This window comes from Roseofilum sp. Guam, from assembly GCF_017746735.1.
In the GTDB taxonomy this organism is placed as follows: domain Bacteria; phylum Cyanobacteriota; class Cyanobacteriia; order Cyanobacteriales; family Desertifilaceae; genus Roseofilum; species Roseofilum reptotaenium.
On record NZ_JAGHZN010000034.1, the window covers coordinates 18,469 to 43,343 of the forward strand.

Here is a 24,875-nt window from a genome sequence, read left to right on the forward strand (position 1 = left end):
GGAGAAAACTGTTTCTCTCCTATAGCATGGCGCGTAGATCTTCAAATAAGCGGTGAGCTTCGTCAATTTCAAAGTCTTCGAGTCGCTCTTCAAGTCGGTGAATTTTCGATTCTAGGGGCGTATCGATCGCCTCCTGTTTCAAATCATCGACTAACGAGATCGCCTCAATCAAATCAGTCTCGAGTAAATCGAGAATCTCACTAATTAACTGGGCAATGCGCTCCTGGTTCCACTGCTTCTGCTCCTCGAGAGTATCTGGTAAATGTTTAATACCCTCTAATACCTGATCTAATGCTTCGAGTAATCCCACCTGACCAGCTTGTAACTGTTCAACATTGAGAGAATCTAACCTTAACATCTCTTCGACCTTCACTGCCCAGACATATACCCGATTAGCTCCAATATTACCCGCTGCTCCTTTCAAACCATGAACCTGCTCTTGTGCGGGTAACCACTCTTGGCGGCCAATTGTCCCTTTGAAATGTAAGCCAAAGTCCTGGTAGTGCTGATAAAATAACTTCAGTAATCCTTGATACCCTTGCCAGTTTCCTTGCATACGGGATAAACCGGCTTCTACATTAATCCCTGGTACAGAGGGATAAACAGGTTTATCCTTCTCCTGCTGGGCTATATGCTCTACTTGCTGTTGACTCTCCTCCGGTGTGGTATACATTCCCGGAGCAATCCAGCGCAGAAGAGCTGAGTATAAGGCTTCGGGATTCACGGGTTTTGCGACATGATCATTCATACCTGCGGCTAAACTTTTAGCCCGATCGCCATCCATAGCATGGGCAGTCATCGCCACAATCGGCACCGTCGCAAACCGTTCTGTTTCTAAATTCCCTTCCTCTGCTATAGCGCGAATCTCTCTAGTGGCGGTTAATCCGTCAACTTCAGGCATCCGAATATCCATCAAAATCAGATCAAAAGCGTGCGATCGCACTTTCGAGATTGCCTCTTTACCATTGATCGCCCACTCGACCTTCAGCCCCACACTCTGCAACAGTTCCCGTGCAATTAACGCATTCACCTCATTATCTTCGACCAACAAAATCTGAGCGCCCTCGATCTGTTTGAGTTGTTCATCCAAAGCAGAAGAGGAAGCGATCGATAGATTTTGATTAAAAGGGATGTTGTACCCTAAAACCAAAAGAATCGTCTCCAATAATTGGGAGCGATTAATGGGTTTGGTGACCAACACCTTCGGGTCTAACCAGGGAGCAGTTTCTAGAATACGCTCTTCCGTATGAGCTGTCACCATTAACATGTGGGCAATACCCGCCAAAAGGGGATCGGCTTTGATCCGTCTTAAGGTTTCCAAACCATTCATGTTGGGCATATAAGCATCAATTAAGACTAGATCAAATGGAGCCAAGTCCCTTGCTGCTTCTAAAGAGGCGATCGCCTCCCCTCCAGAACCCACTGCCATTGCTTCCAAGCCAAAAGAATGTAAGATCTTCACGAGCATCTCCCTAGAGAAGGGATGATCGTCAACTACTAAAGCCTTTGAACCAGCTAAATTAGGAATCTCTAGGGATTGAGAGTAATCCCCTAAAGCACACAGATAGGGGAATTCCAATTCAAAGGAAAAGGTCGTCCCTTGATTAACCTCACTTTTAACCTCAATCATACCTCCCATCAAGGTCACCAGACGTTTGCAAATCGCTAATCCTAACCCAGTGCCCTGATACTTGCGACTAATGGATGCATCTGCTTGAGTAAAGGCTTCAAAGAGGGTATCAAGCTGATCTGAGGTTAAACCGATACCGGTATCATTGACTTCAAATTTAAGCTTGACCAACCTTTCCGTTAAGGCCAAGGTCTCAATGCTAATCATTACACAGCCTTTTTCCGTAAATTTTACTGCATTACTGGTAAAATTAATCAAGACTTGGCTCAACCGCAGAAAATCCCCTATCACATAACTGGGGACATTGCTATCGACTTCAAACAACAGATCCAAACCCTTTTCTTTTGCTTTAAATGAAAACAGATTATATAAGTTATCTAAAATTGTTTCTAATTGAAAAGAGGCATATTCTAACTGCATTTTCCCTGCTTCAATCTTAGAGAAATCCAAGATATCATTTAGGATGGATAACAAGGAATGGGCGGAACTCTGAATCTTTTTCAGATAGTCTTTTTGCTCCTCATTTAAATCCGTTTTTAGGATCAAATGCGTCAACCCTAAAACTCCATTCATAGGGGTGCGAATCTCATGACTCATCAAAGCTAAAAATTCACTTTTGGCACGATTAGCATATTCGGCAGCTTCTTTAGCTTCTTGTAGTTCTTGTTCCGCTAATTTGTGTTTTGTAATGTCTACAGACATGCCAATCATGCGGATGGGTTGTCCCTCTGGATCGCACACCACTGTAGCATTCACTTGAAACCAATGCCAGAATGGATTGATAAGATTGGGATCGGCACAGACTCGATGTTCAATTTGGAAAGAACCCCGTTCCTTAATCGCCTTTTGATTGGCGTGATGAAGCCTCTGAACATCATCAGGATGAACCAGGGCTAGGGCTTGAGCGCAGTCCATTTCTACGGGCATATCTTGATTAAGAGTGGAAGAAAAATATATGCTCTTCGTTCGTAAATCTTGTTGCCAGGCGATCGCCCCAGAGACCTCTAATGCTAACAATAATTGGGTTTCCCTTTCTTGTAAGGCTAGTTCAGCTAGTTTCCGAGCGGTGATATCAAAGCGAATGGTTAAATATTGAAAGGCTTTACCTTGGCCATTAATGAAGGGCACAATAGTACTCGATACCCAATATAATTGGCCATTTTTAGCACGATTACAAATTTCTCCGTTCCAAATTTTCCCCTGGCTAATGGTACCCCACAGATATTGGAAAAAGGCTGCGTCATGGTAACCTGAGTTAATGACCCGATGGGTTTTGCCGATCAGCTCCTGTTGTGAGTAACCTGATAGGGAACAGAATTCCTCATTGACATAAGTAATGATTCCTTGAGCATCAGTAATGGCTACAAGAGCGGATTGATCTAGGGCTTCCTTAAAAGTCGATAACTCAGCAATCAGCTCTTGTCGTTCTAGCTCAGCTTGTTTGCGGGCTGTAATCTCTCGGAAAATTCCCTGAATCAAGGTTTCTCCTTCAATGGTAATGACAGAAGTTGAAACATCAACAGGGATGAGATCTCCAGTTTCAGATTCGCACTCTATATCCAATAATTGATGAATGTCCTGATTGGCGATCGCCTCAAATGCCTCTTCCATCTCTGATAATGTTTCTAGTGGAAACACATCACTCCAGTGCATTTGACAGAAGGTATCCCGACTATAACCGAATAATTGTTGTGCCTTAATATTGACTTCCTGAATTTTGCCCTGTCGATTCGTTAAGATAATAGCATCACCGGCTCCATCCATCAGCGCTCGATAGCGAACTTCCCGATCCTTCAAGGCAGCAGTGCGCTCAATCACTTTATTTTCCAGTTGCTGATTAAGTTCTTCGAGCAGGCGACTTGCTCGTTGGCGTTCGAGTTCTGCTCCTGCACGCGCTGCAAACACTCTGAGGATCTGTTCTGCCCATTGGGGATTTTGCAGAGGTTGGGTATCTAAAATACAAAGGCTACCGATCGCTTCTCCCTGAGCATTATAGATGGCAATTCCCAAATAGCTTTCAGCACCTAGCACTCCTAAATCGGGATCGTCAGGAAAATGTTCCTTCACAGCATTAATACAAACATAAACTCCCCGATCAAGAGCTTGTTCGCAAGGAGTATTCGCGATCGGATAACTAAATTGGGTGTGCCATTGACCTTTCCCCCAAAAGGCTAAAGTAGAAAGCCGATTGCCAACAATTTCTGAAACTAGAGCATAGGAAACATTGAGGGCTTCACTAATATACTTAACCAAGGCCGGAAAAAAATTGTCTCCTGTGGTTGCTGCGGTTCCAATCACCAGATTATCTAACGCTCTTTGCGTTTGTTTTCGTTGGGTAATATCTTGCATCAGCCCCAACACATAGGTTGTCCCTTCTTCACTCTGGAGTAAAGAGGTTGAGATAGCGATCAGTCGTTTCGATCCATCTTTATGTTGAATTTCCCATTCTTCAGCTATCAGGTTATGTCCGTCTCGCATCTGCTCCATCCGGGCGATCGCCTGCTGTTGAATCTCTGGATCGGGATATAAACTCTGATACCAGCCTAATCGATTGATTTCGTCTAAACTATAGCCAGTAATCCGTTCTATTTGCTGATTCCAGACGGTAAATTGCACAAAGGGAAATTCTTCTATGTGATGACATACACATAACCCTTCTGCCATTTGATCTAAAATTTGCCCAGAAAAACGGTTTTCTTGTTCTACATGCAATTCGGCTGATTTGCGATCGCTAATATCAATGATACTCCCGACATAACCCACCACTTCCCCAGTATGATCTCGCTCAACCACCGATTGTCCATACACCCAGATTATACGTCCATCGGCATGTTGCAGGCGGTACTCTAACTGACAAGGACTATGGTTTTCCATAGCTTGTGTCCAAACATCTCTCACCCGGGGACGATCCTCTGGATGTATTACATATAGCCATTGATCTCCCAAGGCTTGCTCTAGGGAAACTCCCGTCAGGGCAGACCATTTACTATTGACATAAATACACTTGCCCGATTGATCTGTGCGAAAAATACCCACAGGAATTGCTTCTGCTAGACTCGCGTAGCGTTGCTCACTTTCGCGCAGGCGATTTTGGGCTTCTTCTTTCTCCCGAAGTTCTTGTTGTAGCTTTTCGTGGGTCGTTGCCTGTTGAATGGCAATCTCCAATTGCACTGCTAAAGTTTGCAATAGCTTCACTTCCGACGGTTTCCATTGCCGGGGTTGCAGGCTTTCGCTGACATTCAGCCAACCCCACAATTCACGGCTACAACAATATAGAGGGATGAGGATTTGCGATCGGATCTGCAAATCTCTCAACTGTTGGCGATAACACTCTGGAATGGAGATCATCTCAATATCAGCGATCGCTCCAATATCTTCGGGATCATAAGACTGATTGATTTGTTCTGGACAACAGCCCAACATCCTCTCTCCCAAGTGAGAGGATTGTCCTTGATCAATCGATTCAGCGACTACTAGCACTTCCCCATGGGGTTGCCAGTGCCAAATCTGCACCCGATCTGACTCCAGTAAGGGTCTAACCTGTTCCACCGTCGTTTGCAAAATGGTTTCTAAACTCAGAGAAGAGCGAATCTGAGTGGCGACATCGGCAATTAATTTTTCCCGCTCTAATTCAGCATTCCGAGCTTCGAGTAAGGCTATCCTCTGTGCTTCAAGTTGCATGACTTCTTGTTCTAAATCGTCAGCTAATTTATACAGTTCTAGAGGATCGAGCGCTTCCAATAGATTCGTTTCTGTGATAATCCCACAGAGTTTTCCTTCAGAAGAGGTGACGACGACACGCCGAATCGAATACTTCTGCATCAATTGCTGAACAGACAATAGGGAGTCTCCTGGTTGCACGGTAAACACGGGATAACTCATCACTTTCTCGGTGATCGCCCGTTCCAAATCGACTCCCAAAGCATGAAATTGCACCACATCATGCGCCGTGATAATGCCGACCGGAAATCCTTGCTCGGCGATCACCACACAACTAATCGAATGCTTGGCCATCACTTGGGCTATATGCAAGAGGGAATCCTGGGGACTCGAGCAAATTACCTTCTGTGTCATTACTTCTTGTACCAGACACAAGCGCAATAAATCTATGGGTCCAGATAGTTGCCTCAGACTCTCATCTGTTACCAATCCAACCAAGTTCTCTTTAGGGTCAACAATCGGTAGATGGCGAATGTGATGCTCTTTGAGTAAATTAATCCCGCCACATAAATCCATGAACTCTTCCTCTTTCAAGGTAATCACTGGATGGGTCATCACTGCTCCTAGGGTGAGTTGGTCTAGGGGTTGCTCTTGAGCTAATAGGCGCACTAGATCTTGTTCTGTGATAATACCGATAACTTTTTTCTTTAATGTGATGATAACACAACCAGAAACCGATTGAATATACGGATTCTCCGCAACTCTCTGGTTGCCTTGAGTCAAGTTACAATGACTATGAACAGTACTCATTTTAGCGATCGCTTCCCTCACCAAAGTATCGGTTGATGCGACCAGAGGTTTCCGGACAATAGCACGGTAACCCTCACCTCGTTTAGTCAGGATTGTCGGATTAAAAAACATGGCTCATATCAATTAAAAATTAAAAAAATTAAAAATTAAAAATGGCTCTGGGTCGGGGCCAGTTGACCCACTGCGAGGCTAATACAGGATCGTGAGTCGTCCTATCTCTGCTCTCATAGATTAACTGAACCCAGTCAATAGTGCCATACGAGGAAACTTTATCATTCAGTACAAGTCCCTCGTAATAATTTAATTATTAATGGTTAATCTTTAATATTTAATCGGGAGCGTAATCTTAAAAATTGAGCCATGGGGTTTATTGTTACTCACCTGAATGTCCCCCCCATGGGCCTCTACGACTAATTTACAGAACGCTAGGCCTAATCCAATCTGTGAAATATCAGGCAAAATATTGCCAATTTCGTATTTCTCAAAAATCTTCTCTTTCAAAGACTCTGGAACTCCAGGCCCCTTATCCAGGACTTCCAACGTAATGGGCCCAGAAATGGGAGCATTTAAGTGAATAATAATCTGACTATCGACAGGCGAAAACTTAATGGCATTGGAGAGTAAGTTATCTAATACCCGATGCATCATCGCTTCATCAATGGCAATGACGCTTCTGGGTTCTTCTGAGTAGAGGGTAATTAAGATTTGATTTCTATTAGCAGCGATCTCTTCAAAATTAGAAATGGCTGAACTCACCAGGACAGCTAGATCCATTTCTTGTAAGTTCAGGCGAACTTTCCCCGATTCTAAAAGAGAAATTTTCAATAAATCATCAATTAAAACTTGCAGCGCTTGGGCTGAATGATAGATTCTATCGAGTTTATCTTTTTGTTTTTCTGGGCTATACTCCCGGGTTCTGAGTAGCTCTAACCCAAATAACACACTGCCTAGAGGGTTTCGTAAATCATGCACTACCATTTTCACCATATCTTCCCGTAATTTGAGCAGGCTTTCTAGCTCGTCATACTGCTGCTTAATTCGGAGCATTGAGGAGATACGAGCGCGAAGTTCCATCCCATTCACGGGTTTGCTGATAAAGTCGTCTGCTCCTGCATTCAAACAACGGGCGAGATCTGATTTTTCACTTAATGCCGTGATCATAATAATGGGGACAACTTTCCATTTAGCCAGAGATTTAATCTGCCGACAAACTTCAATCCCATCAATTCCAGGCATCATCACATCCAGGAGAATCAGACCTGGATTGTAGGTTTCTAGAGAAGTCAGGGCCTCTTGACCATTGGCCGCATAATAGAGGTTGTAGTCCTGGTTACTCAATAGGGTTTCAATAACATCAAAATTATCGGGTTCATCATCAACAATTAAAATAGAAGACTCATTGATCTGATTCATCTGTTTATTTACCCTATGTCTGGTCTAGATTAGGTGACAATTCCCCACTCTGATCTAGCCTAGTGCCTTGAGCACAGCTTCGCCAACGGTAGAGTGCTGGATTCTCCATCTAGTTTTTAGATCGAGATGTCGCGTGTCTGAGTGAGGCTTTGCCCAGCTCTACTTCCTTAATCAAGATCCCAGAATTAACATCATTATTGCCCTATACTCATTGTCCCGGTTTACCACAGCTCTATACGCCACTCGTTGAAATTAGATTTCGTTACGTAAGGCTCTCTGTTATATCTGTGTCGCGGGTGGGTCTATGGACCCTATCCATTATACTCTATACTGTAAAGAAGAGTACCCTTTATTTTGGGGGCTTTCATGCCGACATTAACTCTTAGGGTAGAACGCGCTACTCTCTGGCTGTTTAAGCAAAAAGCTGCTCTATGAGAGTAACTAATTGTTTGAGTTTAACCGGTTTACTCAGGTATTCATTGGCTCCTGCTTCTAGGGTTCGATCGCGATCGCCTTCCATCGCTAAAGCAGTTAAGGCAATAATCGGAATATCCACCAACTGAAGATCCTGACGGATTTTCTGGATCGCTTCTAAACCATCCATTTCCGGCATCTGAATATCCATTAAAATAATATCAGGCTTTTCTGAGGCTGCTAAAGCTACTCCTTCTAAGCCATTTCTACCAATGCACAGTTGATAGCCTTTCACGTTTAAGTAACTTGACAGAGTCGTAATATTTGCGTCGTTATCATCGACAAGCAAGATTAATGGCGATCGCGCCGTAGTAGAAGCGAGAGCATCTTGAACACTCTCCTCTTCTGTAAATGGCTTGACTTCTGTAGAGGGCAGTTCCAGACAAGGCAGATCTATACTGACACAAGTCCCGCAATCTACTTTACTCCTCACCACTACTTTACCCCCATGAAGTTCCACAATCTGCTTCACTAAAGTTAAGCCCAATCCTGTCCCGGTATACTTTCGATTTAAGGCGCTATCGATTTGCACAAAGGGTTTAAAAAGTTTTTCTAAGTTTTCTGGCGCAATCCCGATTCCCGTATCGCTGATACCAATGCGTAGATAATGATGAATCGTGAATCCCGGATCTTGGCGATCGGAGTCCCCTTCTGGGTAAAATGTATTTACGTTGCGAATTTCAGGAAAACAAAGAGGTTCTTCCTGACTCAAGGAATGCCGACTCACTACTTTGAGCGTAATTTTGCCTCCGTCCGGAGTAAATTTCACCGCATTATTGAGCAAGTTAATTAATACTTGGCGAATACGGCGCTCATCGACCCAAAGATCGGGTAAATTCTTGGCGATCTGGGTTTCTAGAAAAATGCCTTTTTTCAGAGCTTGTTGTTTGACAAAGGCCAGACTAGAGGTACATAGAGGGGCAACCGGGACACGACCATATTCTAGTTCCATTTGGCCCGATTCGATTTTAGCGACATCCAGAATATCGTTAATTAGCTCTAGTAGATGGGAACCACTACGCTCAATGGTTTGTATGGCTTTGAGCTGTCGTTCATTAATTTCGCCAAAGATTTGCTCTTGCAGTCCTTCCGTCATTCCCAGGATGGCATTGAGAGGCGTGCGAAGTTCATGGCTCATGTTGGCCAGGAATTCATCTTTGAGTTGAGTAGCGCGGGCGAGTTCTTGGTTGGTTTGTCGCAGTTGTTGTTCAGCCGCTTGGCGATCGCTAATATCTCGACACACACAAATTAAGTACCCATTGTCCGTGAGAGTAAGGGAGAGTTCTTGGGCAAAAGGTTCACCTTGCCGTAGGGCAAAGGTGGTGCCTCGCCATTGGTGTTTCACGTCCAGGACAGGAAAGACTTGCTCTTCAAAGAATTGGATTTGTTCGGGAGCGTAGAGCTTGCGCCAAGTTTGTCCGAGCAATTCTTGGGGATCAGTAAAGTTAAAGAGACTCAGGTGAGCTTGGTTGATAAAGATATAGCGATCATCTTTGAGAATCGCTATCCCATCGATCGCCGCTTCAATGGCTGCCATCTGGGGTTCCAGTTGGGCTTGCGCCTGTTTGCGATCGGTAATATCTTGACAGACACAAATGAGTGTCCCATCGTCCGTGAGCGTCAGGGAGAGATATTCATTAAAGGTCGATCTATCTTTACGAGTGGCTATTGCCTCCCCTCTCCAAGACCCTTGTTCGAGGAGTACGGGGAATATTTCTTCCTCAAAGCGTTTCAGTTCTTGCTCAGAATACAAGATTCTCCAGCTCTTGCCGATTAGCTCTTCGGGCCCATCATAGCCAAACATCTGTACATGGGAACGGTTCAAATATTCGTAGTAATCTCCCTTCAGAAGGGCAATACCATCTACCACAGCCTCAATGCTGGCCAGTTGCCGAGCATTTTCCTGTTCTGTTTCTTCTCGCTTGCGCTGTAGGCGATAGCCTTGGATGAGGTTACTACAGGTACTCAGAAAAGGTTCTAATTCTTCTACGATCTGGCGATCGTAGCCCTGGGTTCGATTGGCCATCCCCACCATTCCCACGAGAGTCGATCCACTGTAAAAGGGCAGACCTAAAAAGGTCTTCACGAGGGGATGACCATCGGAAATGCCACAGTGCTGGGGGTCGGTGTTGGGACTATTGGTCATTACCGGTTTTCCGGTCATCACCACAGCCCCAAACAGGGTATTGATATTCTCCAATTCTGGAGTAGCTTGATCCCAAACCCCATTGCTCATACTGTAGGTTTTTAGGTAAGGAACGCCACGAATTTTTAGCAAGATTTCATTACATTCAGGACGCTTATCCTGCTGCTCCCTGAGCGAAGTCGAAGGGAGGATAGAACTGTTCTGATCCTGACAGCGCACTTCACCGATAAAACCATATTCACTCTTCGTCAGTTCAAGCAAGTTAGAAAGGAGTCCTTCAAAAATAGTTAACCGATTACCAGCCGTGATAAATTGCGCCTGGGCTGTGCTGATGGCATTGAGCAGTTGGTTACTGCGTGAGAGCGCCATTTCTACTTGTTTGCGATCGCTAATATCAACCCGAATCGCCAGATATTGAAAGGGTTTTCCCCGGGCATCCAGGAAGGGAATAATCGTGGTATCGACCCAATACAGGCGACCGTTTTTGGCTCGGTTGCACACTTCTGCACGCCAAACCTCTCCTTTGGCGATGGTTTGCCACAGGTTTTGGAAAAATTCGGGGGGATGGAATCCGGATTTAATCAGGCGGTGGGTTTGACCCAGGATTTCGGCTTGGGTATAGCCAGAAATTTCACAGAAGCGATCGTTCACATAATTGATGACTCCTTTAGCATCAGTAATAGCCACGATCGCCGCTTGATCCAATGCCAACTTAAAGTTTGCCAATTCTTGCATCAAGGCTTGACGGTGTTGGGAGTCAATTTTGATTTGGGTGATATCTCGATTAATACCGATCATTCGTTGGGGTTTTCCCTGCCCATCTTGCTCCACAATCGCCGTAGCATATACCCAGCGCATGGTACCATCAGGATGCAAAATCCGAAATTCAGTATTAAACTGTTTTTCTCCCCTCAAGGCTGCTTGCACAGCTTCGATGGCTTTTGGGGCATCTTCTGGATGGAGGGAATTTTGCCAAAGTTCAACCGTATTCCTGCTATTCGAGGGGTCTAAACCATAGAGACTATACATTCTCCGATCCCAGGTGAGAACATTATGGGTCACATCCCATTCCCAGATCCCGATCTGAGCGGATGAAACCGCTATCTCTAGGCGCTCCGATAAATTATGTAGGGCTAAAGTTCGCTCTTCTACACGCTCTTCCAGTTTTTGGTTCAGGTGCTGTAGTTCTAATTGGGTATTGCGGAGATCGGTAATATCTTGTACCGTTCCTTGGGAGAGAATGGGATGATTCTGGGCATCATAAAAGGTTTCACATTGTTCTTGCAAATATTTGATCCGCCCATCGGCAAACAGCAGTCGGTGCGTAATATTGTAGGGTTGGTAATTTTTTAGGTGTTGAGAGTAGGCTTGGTTGACCTTTTCTCGATCTTCTGGGTGAATCTGGTTGAGAAAGTCTTCATAGGAGGGTTCACCATTTTGGGGGGTAATCTCAAAGATGCGAAAGACTTCATCCGAGCAAGACCAGTGATTGTTGAGTAGATTGAATTGCCAATTTCCTATCTGGGATTTTTTTTGTGCTTCTTGATACTGTTGTTGGGTTTGTTGCAGTTGGGTCTCTATGTGTTTGCGATCACTAATATCTGTAATGCTTCCCACATAACCCATTACCTCTCCATAACTATTGCGCTCTATTGTAGATTGGCTGTAAACCCAGAAGGTACTGCCATCGGGGCGTTGAAGACGGTATTCTAATGCACAAGCACACTGATTTTCGACGGCGTTGACCCAAGCCCTAAGCACCCGTTCCCGGTCGTCTGGATAGAGGAGCCGCATCCATCCATCCCCCATGGCATCAGCTTCCGAGAGTCTTGTTAATATAGACCAGCGACGATTAACATATGTGTATTTACCCACTTTATCTGTGCAAAAAATACCAATAAAAAGGCTTTCCGCGAGACTCACGTATTGTTGCTGACTTTCCTTCAGTAAGCGTTCTGCCTGTTGTCGTGCCCTCAGTTCTAGAGTGAATTTTTGGTGCGTATTGGCATGTTGGATGGCGATCGCCAGTTGGACCCCAATGTCTTCTAAAAGAGCAACCTCGTCCTCCGTCCAGTCTCGATAGTCTCCACATTGATGAGTCATTAACAATCCCCAAGGTTGATCGTCTAAAATCACGGGGATAACCAGATTAGACTTCACTTGATAGGGTTCTAATCCCTTCAGAGGGTAGGAGCTATCTGCCGCAGGTTGATCTCGAAAACAAGAGGGTGCGATCGCATGTCCCAGGGCTGATGGCCAGCGAGGATCGACAGATTCGGCAATAATATGTCCATGACCATCACTTTGAAATTGGCATACCACCACGCGATCGCACGCCAACAACTGTCTAATTTCCCCCATCACCCCCTCTAAAACTTCTTGCAGATCCACGGATTGGCCCATCCGCCTGGCAATATCGGCCACAACCTTCTCGCGTTCCTGTTGCGCTTCTAAATGGTTAACTTTACGTTCTAAAACTTCCACTAACTTGTAGATTTCTAGGGGATTCAGAGCTTGTAAGAGATTGCTTTGGGTAACCATTCCCAATAGTTCCCCTTGCTCTCCCGTCACCACCACGTGCTGAGTAGAATGTTGCTCCATAATTTTCTGCACTGCCCACAGGGAGTCTTGGGGTTTAACCACAAAAATGGGACTGCTCATTAAGCTAGAAGCCGTATAGTCTTGCAGATGAGGATAGAAGCTATGAAATTGAACTAGGTCTCGCTCAGTAATGATACCCACTGGGACATCTAGAGAACCCGTGGTGGTGTGACGAGTTTGAATCATCACGACAGAGCTAACCTGGTGGTTGGCCATTAACTGGGAAATTTGGAATAGGGATGCCTCAGGGGTTGTGCAAATCACATCGGCACTCATCACTTCTTGTACTTCTCGCAGACGCAACAGATCCATGGGGCGCGAGATCTCGAGTAAACTTTCATGGGTCACTAATCCCACCAAGTTCTCTTGAGCATCAAGGATGGGGAGATGGCGAATATGGTGTTGTCTGAACAAATTAATGGCAAAAAATAGGTCAGTGAAGTTGTCCTCTTTGACGGTAATCACTAAAGGACTCATGACCTGTTGGACACGCAGATAGGCCAGGGGTTGGTCTTGAGCTAATAAACGCACCATATCCCGTTCAGTAAGGATACCCGTGACGTTTTGATTCTCCACCACCAGCACACAACTGGAGAGGGCTTCTAAATGGGTTTGATCCCGTTGAGTCTCTTGAGTGCGGGTGGTTGGGCACGATAGATGAGCGCCACTCATTTTCGAGATCGCCTCTCGCACGTTGGTATTGGCAGAGACCACCAGAGGGTTTTGAACAATGGCTGACCTCAGTTCTATGGGAGTTAGAGCAGTTCCAGAATTCAACATTCACGGTTTGGGGGTTTTATCTATATTATGGAATATCTTACTGATTAGCGATTACCCCTTACCATGGATCAATCTGTTACCGACCTATTAGCCCTTTTGGGTGAGCAACCCCAACTGGATTTTAATTTACCCGATCCTGAAGATGAAGAGATTCCAGATCAGGAGTTTCAGCAACAACTTGATACAGCGTGGTTGGTGTGCGATCGCTTTGATTTGCAAACGGATATTTGGCGAGGGCGTATTTTACGGGCAATCCGCGATCGGGAGAAAAAGGGCGGTGATGGCCGGGGAACGGGATTTATCAATTGGTTAAAATCAAAAGAAATTACGAAAAGCCAAGCCTATGCTTTGATTCAATTGGCCAATAGTGCTGATACCTTGGTCGAGGAGGGGCAATTAGACCCGGAAGCGGTTAATAATTTTAGTAAACGGGCGTTTGTAGAAACGGCCAAAGCACCGGTAGAAGTGCAACAATTGGTTACGGATGCGGCTAGTCGTGGCGATCGCATTACTCGACGAGAAGTGAAACAATTGGCTGATGAGTGGATGGCCATGTCTTCAGATTTATTACCCAATGAAGTGAAGGAAAAAGCCGCTTCGGGAACGATGGCCTCAAAACATTTGGCCCCCTTAGTCAAAGAATTAGGGAAACTGCCCGATACTCACCTGCAAAGCATTCAAGAAGAGGTCGCCGCGAACCCAGATGTAGAAACCGTTAAACAAATGACATCAGAGGCGCGAAGTCTGGCAAAATACTTAGATGCAGCCGCCCAAGTGCAAGTCCTGAGTCAATCCTCAGTAGATTTAGAGATGGCTCTGGATGAAAGTTTGCGGTTAGGCTGTTTAAGTACGGCTTCAGAATTGCTCAAACAGGCCACCCAACTCGAGCAAACCGTAGCCAAGTTATATTTAACCTGGAAACGCTTAGGAAATTTAGCCGATCGCCTCTATGTAGACACGGGAGCAAGTACCCCCCATCTGCGATCGATGCTCAATCAACTCGGTCCTCTCACCAGTGAAATTCTGGAAGTTCCTCTGCAAGATCGGCTTCCAGACTCCCAGGAGAGTCAGTCGGGTATCCGCCTACAATGGCTCATGGGGGAATTAGGGAACAGGGAATAGGGAATTTTCCTGTTCCCTAATTCCCCATCTCCATGTTTGCTTATCTGCCATCAGACCAGAATGAATAGATGATCGCTTTACGCTATCATCAGATAAATCAATAGATATAGCCATCATTCAGGCAAATTATTCCAGACAAAGGAGATCGAGACTCAGATTAAGATAGACCCTCAATCCTTCTGGCTCCAGAAGGGGATGAAAACGGCCAAGGGTTAAGTTACACTTAAACCTACCAATCGTCAGTCCTCCCAATAGGCACAAATACATTTGCCATCTTTAAGGATTAACATCATCAATATTAGGAATTAGGAGATTAATCACCTATGCAGCAGCTTGCAGTTAGCACTGAACTCAACTATGAAAGCGAAACTTACAAAGATGCCTATAGCCGGATCAATGCGATCGTCATTGAAGGGGAACAGGAAGCCTATGACAATTACATTAACTTGGCTAGTCTGCTGCCCGATGACAAAGAAGAATTGACGAAGCTGGCGAAGATGGAAAAGCGCCACATGAAGGGATTCCAGGCTTGCGGTAACAATTTGAAAGTAACTCCCGATATGGAGTTTGCCAAAGAATACTTTAATCAACTGCACCAAAACTTCCAGGATGCCCTAGCAGAAGACAAGGTGGTTACTTGTCTGCTGATTCAATCCTTGATTATTGAGTGCTTTGCGATCGCCGCCTACAATATCTATATTCCGGTAGCTGACCCCTTCGCTCGCAAAATCACCGAAGGAGTGGTCAAAGATGAATATCTCCATCTCAACTTTGGTGAAGAATGGCTCAAAGCCCACTTTGAAGACTCTAAAGCAGAACTGCAAGCAGCCAACCGCCAAAATCTACCCATCGTCTGGAAAATGCTCAATCAAGTGGAAAAGGATGCTAAAATCCTGGCGATGGAAAAAGAGTCCTTAATTGAAGACTTCATGATTGCCTACGGTGAAGCCCTCGCTAACATTGGCTTTACCACGGGAGAAATCATGCGGATGTCTGCTTATGGGTTAGTATCTGTCTAATCTCGCCTCAGAAGCCTTGAGTTGACGACCCATTTCTTTCTTAGATTTGAGGAAACTTACCGGTCAGACCGATCCATCTGATCGGTCTTTTTATTCTAAAATGGTCTATTTCGTCCCATTGTCCTTTACTCTATTAGCAGACGGCTTAAATTTAGTACATCCATGTTTGGTCTGATCGGTCACCTTACTAGCTTAGAACATGCCCAATCCGTTGCCAGGGATTTGGGATATCCAGAATATGCAGATCAGGGATTGGATTTCTGGTGTTCTGCCCCTCCACAGACAGTGGATGATATTACAGTCACCAGCGCTACCGGAAAAGTCATAACCGGTAAGTATATCGAATCCTGTTTTCTCCCAGAAATGTTGGCCAATCGTCGGATTAAAGCGGCCACTCGCAAAATCCTGAACGCTATGGCCCATGCTCAGAAACAGAAAGATGAAGATGAAATTCATATTACGGCCTTGGGGGGATTTTCCTCGATTATTTTTGAAGAATTTAATCTTCATGACAACCCACGGGTTCGTAATGTGGAATTAGACTTTCAAAAGTTTACAACGGGCAATACCCATACCGCTTATATTATTTGTCAACAAGTGGAACAGGTGACGGCTCAGTTGGGAATCGATCTATCCCAAGCGACGATCGCCGTTTGCGGTGCAACAGGAGATATTGGCAGTGCTGTCTGTCGATGGCTGAATCAGAAGACCGATGTGGCCGATTTACTCTTGGTAGCACGCAAAGAGGATCGCCTGAGAGCGCTACAATCAGAACTGGGACGAGGTAAAATTCTGAGCTTAGAAGAGGCTCTCCCCCTAGCAGATGTGGTGGTTTGGGTCGCCAGTATGCCCAAGGGTGTAGAAATTGATGCGTCTACACTGAAACATCCCTGTTTGATGATTGATGGGGGATATCCGAAAAATTTGGGGACTAAACTGCAAGATACGGATATTTACGTGGTCAATGGCGGGATTGTAGAACAGTCCCTAGATATTGAATGGAAAATTATGGATATTGTGCAGATGGATGTGCCAGAGCGACAGTTGTTTGCTTGCTTTGCTGAAGCCATGATTCTAGACTTCGAGCAGTGGTATGAGAGTTTTTCTTGGGGTCGTAATCAGATTACGGTGGAAAAAATGGAGAAAATTGGCACAGCTTCAGTCAAACATGGATTTCGTCCCCTGCTATTACCCCAGGCTTAAGGCTCAGAGCTGAGTACAGATGACCCGAATCCGATAAAATGAGAGACGGGCCCAAGAGAAAATGTGATTCCCCTTTAGTGAATGTGAATACTCCTGAACGTAAACCCCTACTCCTGGATTTTGAAAAACCACTGTTTGAACTAGAGAACCGAATTGAACACATTCGGCAATTGGCAAAAGAGAACAGTGTCGATGTCTCCGATCAAATTCATCAGTTGGAGCAGCGCTCCGTTCAACTGCGAGAGGAGATTTTTACCAATTTGGCTCCCACGCAACGGTTGCAGTTGGCTCGCCATCCTCGCCGTCCCTCGACGTTGGATTATATCCAGTCGATTAGTCAGGAATGGATTGAGTTACATGGAGATCGCTGTGGAGGAGACGATCCAGCCTTGGTTGGGGGGATTGGTCGTATTGATGGGCGATCGGTTGTCATGCTCGGCCATCAAAAAGGCCGGGATACTAAGGATAATGTGGCCCGTAACTTTGGTATGGCTTCACCTGGGGGCTATCGCAAAGCCATACGATTGATGAATCATGCCAACCGGTTTAAAATGCCCATTCTCACGTTTATTGATACTCCTGGAGCTTGGGCGGGACTGCAAGCAGAAGAATTAGGACAAGGGGAGGCGATCGCCTATAATTTGCGGGAAATGTTCCGCCTTGATGTCCCCATCATTTGTACTGTCATTGGTGAAGGCGGATCGGGGGGAGCATTAGGGATTGGTGTGGGCGATCGCCTATTGATGTTTGAACATGCCGTCTATACCGTCGCTACTCCAGAAGCCTGTGCTGCCATTCTCTGGAAAGATGCCAAAAAATCTCCCCAAGCAGCAGAAGCGCTAAAAATTACCGCCGAAGACTTAAAAGAATTGGGGATTTTAGATGATTTATTGCCGGAACCTCTCGGTGGCGCTCATAGCGACCCCCTAAAAGCTTCTAATATTCTGAAAACATCTATTCTCCGCCATCTTTCTGAACTCGATGCCCTATCTCCCCAACAACGCCGAGACCGGCGCTATCAGAAGTTTAGGCACATTGGAGTCTTTTTAGAAGCGTCAGCCTAGACCCTTTCCCTTGTGTTAACCGGGGCAATCGGAGTTATAATGGCTCCCAGTAACAATTGTTTACATTTTCCTCATTACCGATTTGAGTTTTGCTGATCCAAGAAGTTTAGATTACAACGGCTTGACCTCCCTGGCATGGGCTGTCCAAGCTTCTTCAGCTTTATTCCAATTGATCCAACGTGTAGCCTTAGTCTCTAGCTACACAACCTCTCTGCTGATGCCAATCCTAGATCCTTCCGATCGCTCCAAAACGATCTCAAACCCCATTACTTCCCCCATCAGCAGCCATCGAGGAATGGAACAATACCTCAAAGTCAGTAGCTCGGCTTAAGTAGCTCTGGCCCAGATCCTAGTGCAGACCAAGTTCCTCTTTGTCTGTCTTTGCTCACCCACCTAAACTGAAAAGAGAGTTTTCAATCTTATGACTATTGCTTCCTCTAATGGTTCTCCCTCCTTGAGTTATTCTTCGGATAAGGATGCTAAGGAACATCAACCGTTATCGAGTCGGCCCGATCGCTCTACCACCCATGGTGCGGAGTCAAAAATTTCCCATCCGAGTTCTGATGTCAGTAATGAAGCCTTAATGAATTCCGTGCAGACGATGTTAGCAGAACTCGGTGAAGATCCAGAGCGGGAAGGACTCCTGAAAACCCCCAAACGAGTTGCCGAGGCTATGCGCTTCCTCACCAATGGCTATCATCAATCCTTAGAAGATCTGGTCAATGGAGCCATTTTTGATGAAGGCCATGATGAAATGGTTCTAGTGCGTGATATTAATCTCTTTAGCTTGTGCGAACACCACATGCTGCCGTTTATGGGTAAGGCCCATGTGGCCTATATTCCCAACCAAAAAGTGGTCGGTTTAAGTAAGTTAGCGCGGATTGTGGAAATGTATTCCCGTCGCTTACAAGTGCAAGAGCGGCTGACTCGCCAAGTGGCTGAAGCGATCCAAGAAATTCTTGACCCTCAAGGAGTGGCAGTGGTGGTTGAAGCTAACCATATGTGTATGGTGATGCGCGGTGTGCAAAAGCCTGGATCTTGGACAGTGACTAGCTCGATGGTGGGTGTGTTTAAGGAAGATCAAAAAGTGCGTGAAGAATTCTTAAACTTGATTCGTCATCAACCCAGCTTTTTCTAAAGGCAATTTTTTCTAACCTTCTGTTCAACAAGGGGCTGGGGGCCCCTTGTTCTCCAAGGTAGCAAAGTTTAATCAAGGAAATCAGGTCAATATTTAGGCAAGAGGGCAATTACCGGGCTGGATAAAACCGTTGATCTCGACCCAAATGCCATCCTTGCAGTTCACCTGCTCGCCACTGTTGGAACACTTCTGCTGTAGAGATTCCTAATTTTTCGGCTAAAATTTCTGGAAAGATACCTTCAAGTCGAGGTTTGGCAGAGGCTTCGGTTTCCTCTTTTCTCTTTTGCACTTGAGCAAGTTGGGCTTCGATCTCCTGGGCATAATCTTGAGATTGGGTGAGTGCTTGTCGGAGTATTTCGATTTGGGTTTCCTGTTGAATGAGGATTTGGCGCACTTGAGTAAGTTCAGTTTGTAGCTCTTGTCGCTGTTGCTCTAAGCTCTGTACACTGTGTTGGTAGTGCGTGAGTTCTTGTTGAAGTAGGACTTTCTGGCGATCGCTCATCTCTAAAGCTTGATGTAAATAATCATTTTCCCGCTTCAAAAAATGCTCTGCTCCTCCAGACTCAGCATAACTGTGCATCTGAAGGAGTTGATCGAGTTTTGCATCAACTTGGACAATTCTCTCTTCTAAGGTCAAATCAGGAACTGGATTCATAGAATTGTTCTCCATTGTGTCGTCTCTAAGGCTTAAAACTATTTAAATAATTGGAAGATTAGATTTCCATAGCTGTATTGTCTGTCATTCTAGTTAATGAAGAAAGCCAGAAGAAGAGCATTGGAAGACTAAGGGGGTTAACTGAGTCTGATGATTAATATTTTTCTGCTAGAGCAGTTGATTCAGTTGATTAACCACAAGACGGGATTAGCGATCCGCTCTAAGGATCATGAGAGTTTGAGTCAGAAGGTCATTCATCGTACTCAATGCTTACACCTGTCTTCGGTTGATGATTATTATCAACTTTTGGCTACTCCCAGTTACCGCAGCAATCGAGAGTGGGAGACATTGATTGATCTATTGACAACAGGGGAAAGTTATTTTTTTCGCGATCGAGGACAAATTCAGCTTCTGCGAACCCATTTACTACCCGAGTTGATTAATATACAACGTCATCAGGCTGGCGATCGCGATCGCCCCAGTTTCAATGTCTGGAGTGCTGGATGCTCGACGGGAGAAGAGGCCTATTCTTTAGCCATTTTGTTAATGGAGCTGATTCCCGACTGGAGAAATTGGCATCTGCGGGTTCTGGGAACAGATATTAATGCTATGGCGATCACTAAAGCAAAGACCGGATTGTACAATGACTGGTCTTTTAGACTCGTTGAACCCAGATTAAAAGCCTCCTACTTCAAACCTCATCAAGAACTCTGGAAAATCAACCCTGATGTCCAACAATTAGTTCACTTTCAAACCAGCAATCTCATCCTAGACTCCATTCCTCAAGACCAGGGTCAGTTCATACCATTTGATTTAGTCATTTGTCGCAATGTCTTCATTTACTTAACCAAAGAAGCCATTGATATTTGTTTACAGAAATTTTGTAATGCCCTTCACAATCAAGGATATTTTATTACTAGCCATACGGAGTTATATGGTCATAACTTACAGTGTCTGCAAATCAAGGCCCTTCCGGAATCTATCGTGTACCAAAAAAAATGTGCTTTGATGAATGTAAAGACATCTTCCGAGCAGAAAAAAAGCACTTCTTTCTTCCATCCCTTACCCCATAAGTCGGATTTAAAGTTGCCTTTTTCTGATAATCAGATTGCCGCTCATGTTTCTGTTAATACTGATAATTTAACCCTTTCCAAACCTCAAAATTCACCTCACAAGAATCAGAATCAAAAAATATCTAAGCCAGAAAAGTATCCTAATCTGATTAAAAAATCTCTAGACTATTTAGAAGAAAATCCAAAGGATTTCACAGACTTACTATCGATGGCAAAATCCCATGCCAATCTGGGAGAACTAGACCTAGCTATCCAATATGCTCATGAGTGTTTATCTGTTAGATTATTTGCTATTGATCCCTATTATTTACTCTCACAAATTGCAGAAGAAAAAGGAGAACTAGAGCAAGCAAAGATCTACCTAAAGCGGATTATTTATTTAGAACCAAAATCAATCTCTGCTTATTTAGATTTAGGGTCTCTGTATGCTCAACAAGGGAATAAAGTACAAGCTCGCAAGTTTTGGAACACGGCCCTACACTTACTTCAAAAACATCCTCAAGATGCTAAAATAGGAACATCAGAAGAATATACAACTAAAGAATTATTGAGATTTATCAAGAACCGCTTAAAAGAACTTCAATAAACTTCAAAATAGGGATTATGGAAAAAAAACCGTTTATTACCTTTAGCCTGAACGGTTCACGCTACGGGATAGATGCTCTATATGTAGAAGAAATTTTCTTCTTACCTGAGTTAACCCCCGTTACCGAAGTTGCACGAGATATTGCCGGAGTTCTCAATCTAAGGGGTAAGATTATTCCAGTTATGGATCTCGAATCTAGACTCGGATATGTAACTCAGGAATACCAAATCAGTGATAGCGTCATTGTCTTGCACTCTGAAGACATACTCATGGGCATTATTGTCAATCAAGTCCATGAAGTACAGATAATTGAAGAATCAGAGATCTCGATTCAATTTTCCCAAGGACGTTTAAAACGTGCTCTTCAAAAATCGCTTCATTGGCCATCTATGACCCCTTGTATGAGGGGATTGGTACAAGTGGAGAATCACATTATCATGATTTTAAATATCGAGACTCTACTCCGCCCGGTAGAAACTGAGGAGTTGGCAGACATTGATCCAGGAATTGAAGAAGAAGAATTTACCTCTGACAATGAACAATTCCATGCTCACAACCGAACTTTATTTTGTCCCCATGCCAGCCAAAAAGAGCGAGAGATTTTTCACTCCAGGGCGAAAAATCTAAGACAATCTCTAGCTCATGAAGATATCAAAGGCTTAATGCCTATTGCGGTTATTGGTTTGAATGAAGAATATTTTGGTATAGATTTAGAATTAGTGCGCGAATTTACTCCTATTGAACGAGTTACACCTATTCCGTGCTGTCCCTCTCATATTGTGGGCAATATTAATCTCAGAGGTGAAATTGTTACTTTAGTGAATATTGGGTCTATTCTGAACCTAAACTATAATCGGGTTCCCTTGCGAGCAGTTGTAGTCGCTACTGAAGACTTTGTGGTTGGTGTGGTCGTTGACAACGTTTTTGATGTCATCTACTTGTCCAAATCGCAAATCAAACCTATTCCTACGGCTGTGCATGTGGTAGATGAAGAATATCTACGGGGAACAGTAGCTTATCAGGAAAAAATGATGGGACTTCTCGATTTGAAAAAGGTTTTGAATCACTCAGAATTACGAGTTAATGAAGCCAGTTAGTTGTATCCTTGAGGAGAAAAATAGATGTTTTCTAATTTAAGAATCAGAGAAAGACTTCTGTTTAGCTATGCTATACCCATTGGGTTTACTGCCTTGATTTCTGGCTGGGTATATATCACGGCACAGGAGGTTTTTCAGACAATAGATCGAGTTCAAGAAGTGATTATAAATATTGGTGACTTAAGTCTAAGTGGGCAGGGAATGATTCGGAGTAACCGAGGCTATTTAGCTGTTCAAAATCCAAAGTTTTTGCAAGAATATCAAGAATACACTCGTCAGTTTGATGCTGTTGCGATAGAATTGAAATCTTTAGTGAAGAACCCTGAGCAAGAGAGACTTCTCAATCAGATTATTGATCTAAAAAATCAATATCAGGAGTTTTCAGACCAGACACATATCTTAACAGATGAAGGAAAAAGAGATGAAGCCATTGCCCTTTTTAATTCTGGGCAAGGAACAGAGTTTGCAACAGCCTTTGATCGAATCACTGATCGATTTTCATCGATGGAAGAAGATTTGCTCAAATTAGAAACGGAAAAAGCAACTAATGCTCTGCATACATTAATTTGGGTGATTTCTTTAGGAACGCTATGCTTAATCGTGGTGACGGTCTCTTTCGCCTTCTGGATTTCTGGAGGATTAGCCAAAATCATTAATCAATCTACAGAGGAAATCGCTGCGTTTTCATCAGAAATTGCAGCCACGGTGGAACAGCAAGAGCGGACGGTTACTCAACAAGCGTCTTCGGTGAATCAAACCACAACCACTATGGATGAATTAGGAGCTTCTTCTCGTCAGGTTTCTGAGCAAGCAGAGGCATCGGTATCAGCGGCTCAACAAGCCTTGGTCTTGGCCCAAGGGGGTAGTGATGCGGTAGATAATACACTGCAAGGGATGGAAGATTTACGGGAAAAGGTGAGTGCGATCGCCCAACAAATTGTTTTACTCAGTGAGCAGACTGGTCAAATTGGTAATATTTCTGCCTTAGTCAGTGATTTAGCCAATCAAACCAATATGTTAGCCCTCAATGCTGCGGTCGAAGCAGTACGAGCCGGAGAGCATGGTAAAGGTTTTGCAGTAGTGGCCAGTGAAATCCGCAAATTAGCGGATCAAAGTCGCAAATCAGCCGATAAAATTAATGCTTTAGTGATGGATATTCAAGGGTCGATTAATTCAACGGTGATGGTGACGGAAGAAGGAACAAAAACGGTTAGTTCTGGGGTAGATATTGCTCAGAAAACCGCCCAAGCCTTTAGTGGTGTCGCTGAAGCCATTAACGATGTAGTGTTGAATAACCAGCAAATTTCCTTAAACATTAAACAACAGGCGATCGCCATTCAACAAGTCGTAGAAGCCATGAATAGCATTAACCAAGGAGCCAAAGAAACCGCCTCTAGTATTTCCCAAACCCGCATCGGTACCCAAAAACTCAACGAAGCCTCTTTAAGCTTGAAAAGTATTATTTAAGACGATTTAATACTCCTACTTTAGCGATCGAAATCAACTCCAATCTTGACATACATCACACTCTTCTCTGATAGTCATCACCCTGATCGGCTTCATCTTTCCTTATCGTATAAATAGTATGAGTTTTAATCGAAAAATTATGATTCAACTACGCCTACTCCCCTTTGCCATACCTGAACTCTTTGCCCAAGTCAGCACAACCCGTACTCTCACTCAAGCTGACTGTTACGGACTCTTAGCTGCTGTCCTCGAAGATTCCCTCATTGATGAGGAACGAGCTGCGATCGATCGCCTCCTGCACGCTGTCTACAAAGGCCGAATCCAGACCGTCGATGAAATCTCTGCTATCGTCTAGAAAGTCCCATGAACTACTTTGCCCATCTTCTCTTAGAAGGAGATGATAGTGAATTTCAACTGGGGAACCTCCTGGGTAATTTTGTAAAAGATATTGCCTGTGACAGGGAATAGGGAATAAGAACAGTTTTTTAATTCATTCAAAAATAATTTAGGATAATCCAGCTCATGGCCCAGCTCAATCAGCAAAAAATATTTGACCTCCTGATAAACGAAGTCCTGGAAGCTTACCCACATATTGAGGATAAGTTAGACTTCGTATCTAGAGATATTTTAGAGCATCTGAAATCTAGGAGCAATCAGGTCAAAGAAAGATTGCGTCAGGGGTCTTTTACAAAAGATGATGGTCAAATCGATCAGCGTGAAGCTTTTTTACTCAGCTGGATTGAGGAAGTATGGGAAGCACAAAATGGCAATCAAGAGTTATATGAAAAATTACTCAACCACTTAAATGGAACACCACAAGAGTTTGACTTGTATGAAAAAGAAGTGCCTTAGCTTAAAGTCTTGATTGGTAGGTTGGGTTGAGGAATGTGCATGTCCGCGAAGCGGAAAACCCAACAAATATCGTGAATTTGATTAA

At 44.2% G+C, this 24,875-nt stretch carries 14 protein-coding genes; 10 read left to right on the forward strand and 4 right to left on the reverse strand.

Annotated features, from left to right (window positions below; all coding sequences use genetic code 11):
* Nucleotides 1-19 precede the first annotated feature (19 nt).
* The 3 genes from J7529_RS14645 to J7529_RS14655 form a co-directional block, all read right to left on the reverse strand.
* On the reverse strand, nucleotides 20-6,211 hold the full coding sequence (locus tag J7529_RS14645) for a PAS domain S-box protein (protein ID WP_318729588.1): 6,192 nt from the start codon (nucleotides 6,209-6,211) through the stop codon (nucleotides 20-22).
* A 210-nt stretch (nucleotides 6,212-6,421) separates the two neighbouring features.
* A complete protein-coding gene (locus J7529_RS14650; protein WP_413038894.1) occupies nucleotides 6,422-7,504 on the reverse strand; it encodes a response regulator in 1,083 nt (360 codons plus the stop codon).
* Between the two features lie 421 nt (nucleotides 7,505-7,925).
* The gene (locus tag J7529_RS14655) at nucleotides 7,926-13,514 is read right to left on the reverse strand and encodes a PAS domain-containing protein (protein WP_318729590.1); all 5,589 of its coding nucleotides are present in this window, start codon (nucleotides 13,512-13,514) and stop codon (nucleotides 7,926-7,928) included.
* Nucleotides 13,515-13,577: 63 nt separating this feature from the next.
* Between J7529_RS14655 and J7529_RS14660 the strand changes: the two genes are divergently transcribed.
* The 5 genes from J7529_RS14660 to folE all read left to right on the forward strand — a co-directional run bounded on the left by J7529_RS14660 (nucleotide 13,578) and on the right by folE (nucleotide 19,060).
* Complete coding sequence (locus J7529_RS14660) at nucleotides 13,578-14,636, forward strand: hypothetical protein (protein WP_271938618.1); 1,059 nt, start codon at nucleotides 13,578-13,580, stop codon at nucleotides 14,634-14,636.
* A gap of 323 nt (nucleotides 14,637-14,959) precedes the next feature.
* Nucleotides 14,960-15,655 (forward strand): aldehyde oxygenase (deformylating), encoded by a 696-nt coding sequence (locus J7529_RS14665; RefSeq protein ID WP_271938620.1) that lies wholly within the window; start codon nucleotides 14,960-14,962, stop codon nucleotides 15,653-15,655.
* 162 nt (nucleotides 15,656-15,817) lie between these two features.
* Nucleotides 15,818-16,858, forward strand: coding sequence for a long-chain acyl-[acyl-carrier-protein] reductase (locus tag J7529_RS14670; protein ID WP_271938621.1), 1,041 nt, complete (start codon nucleotides 15,818-15,820; stop codon nucleotides 16,856-16,858).
* Nucleotides 16,859-16,941: 83 nt separating this feature from the next.
* The gene (gene accA / locus J7529_RS14675; RefSeq protein ID WP_271938623.1) at nucleotides 16,942-17,922 is read left to right on the forward strand and encodes an acetyl-CoA carboxylase carboxyl transferase subunit alpha; all 981 of its coding nucleotides are present in this window, start codon (nucleotides 16,942-16,944) and stop codon (nucleotides 17,920-17,922) included.
* A 421-nt stretch (nucleotides 17,923-18,343) separates the two neighbouring features.
* Nucleotides 18,344-19,060, forward strand: coding sequence for a GTP cyclohydrolase I FolE (gene folE / locus J7529_RS14680; RefSeq protein WP_271938628.1), 717 nt, complete (start codon nucleotides 18,344-18,346; stop codon nucleotides 19,058-19,060).
* A 109-nt stretch (nucleotides 19,061-19,169) separates the two neighbouring features.
* On the opposite strand, the gene J7529_RS14685 is transcribed toward folE, so the two are convergent.
* Nucleotides 19,170-19,715: a hypothetical protein gene (locus tag J7529_RS14685; RefSeq protein ID WP_271938631.1), complete on the reverse strand. Its 546-nt coding sequence runs from the start codon at nucleotides 19,713-19,715 to the stop codon at nucleotides 19,170-19,172.
* A 150-nt stretch (nucleotides 19,716-19,865) separates the two neighbouring features.
* Between J7529_RS14685 and J7529_RS14690 the strand changes: the two genes are divergently transcribed.
* The 5 genes from J7529_RS14690 (at nucleotide 19,866) to J7529_RS14710 (ending at nucleotide 24,790) form a co-directional block, all read left to right on the forward strand.
* Nucleotides 19,866-21,374 carry a CheR family methyltransferase gene (locus J7529_RS14690; protein ID WP_318729592.1) on the forward strand — a complete coding sequence of 503 codons (1,509 nt, stop codon included), beginning with the start codon at nucleotides 19,866-19,868 and terminating at the stop codon, nucleotides 21,372-21,374.
* A 17-nt stretch (nucleotides 21,375-21,391) separates the two neighbouring features.
* On the forward strand, nucleotides 21,392-22,471 hold the full coding sequence (locus tag J7529_RS14695) for a chemotaxis protein CheW (RefSeq protein WP_318729593.1): 1,080 nt from the start codon (nucleotides 21,392-21,394) through the stop codon (nucleotides 22,469-22,471).
* Between the two features lie 24 nt (nucleotides 22,472-22,495).
* On the forward strand, nucleotides 22,496-23,938 hold the full coding sequence (locus J7529_RS14700) for a methyl-accepting chemotaxis protein (protein ID WP_318729594.1): 1,443 nt from the start codon (nucleotides 22,496-22,498) through the stop codon (nucleotides 23,936-23,938).
* A gap of 139 nt (nucleotides 23,939-24,077) precedes the next feature.
* The gene (locus J7529_RS14705; RefSeq protein ID WP_278003030.1) at nucleotides 24,078-24,293 is read left to right on the forward strand and encodes a hypothetical protein; all 216 of its coding nucleotides are present in this window, start codon (nucleotides 24,078-24,080) and stop codon (nucleotides 24,291-24,293) included.
* A gap of 167 nt (nucleotides 24,294-24,460) precedes the next feature.
* Nucleotides 24,461-24,790, forward strand: coding sequence for a hypothetical protein (locus tag J7529_RS14710; RefSeq protein WP_318729595.1), 330 nt, complete (start codon nucleotides 24,461-24,463; stop codon nucleotides 24,788-24,790).
* Nucleotides 24,791-24,875 lie beyond the last annotated feature (85 nt).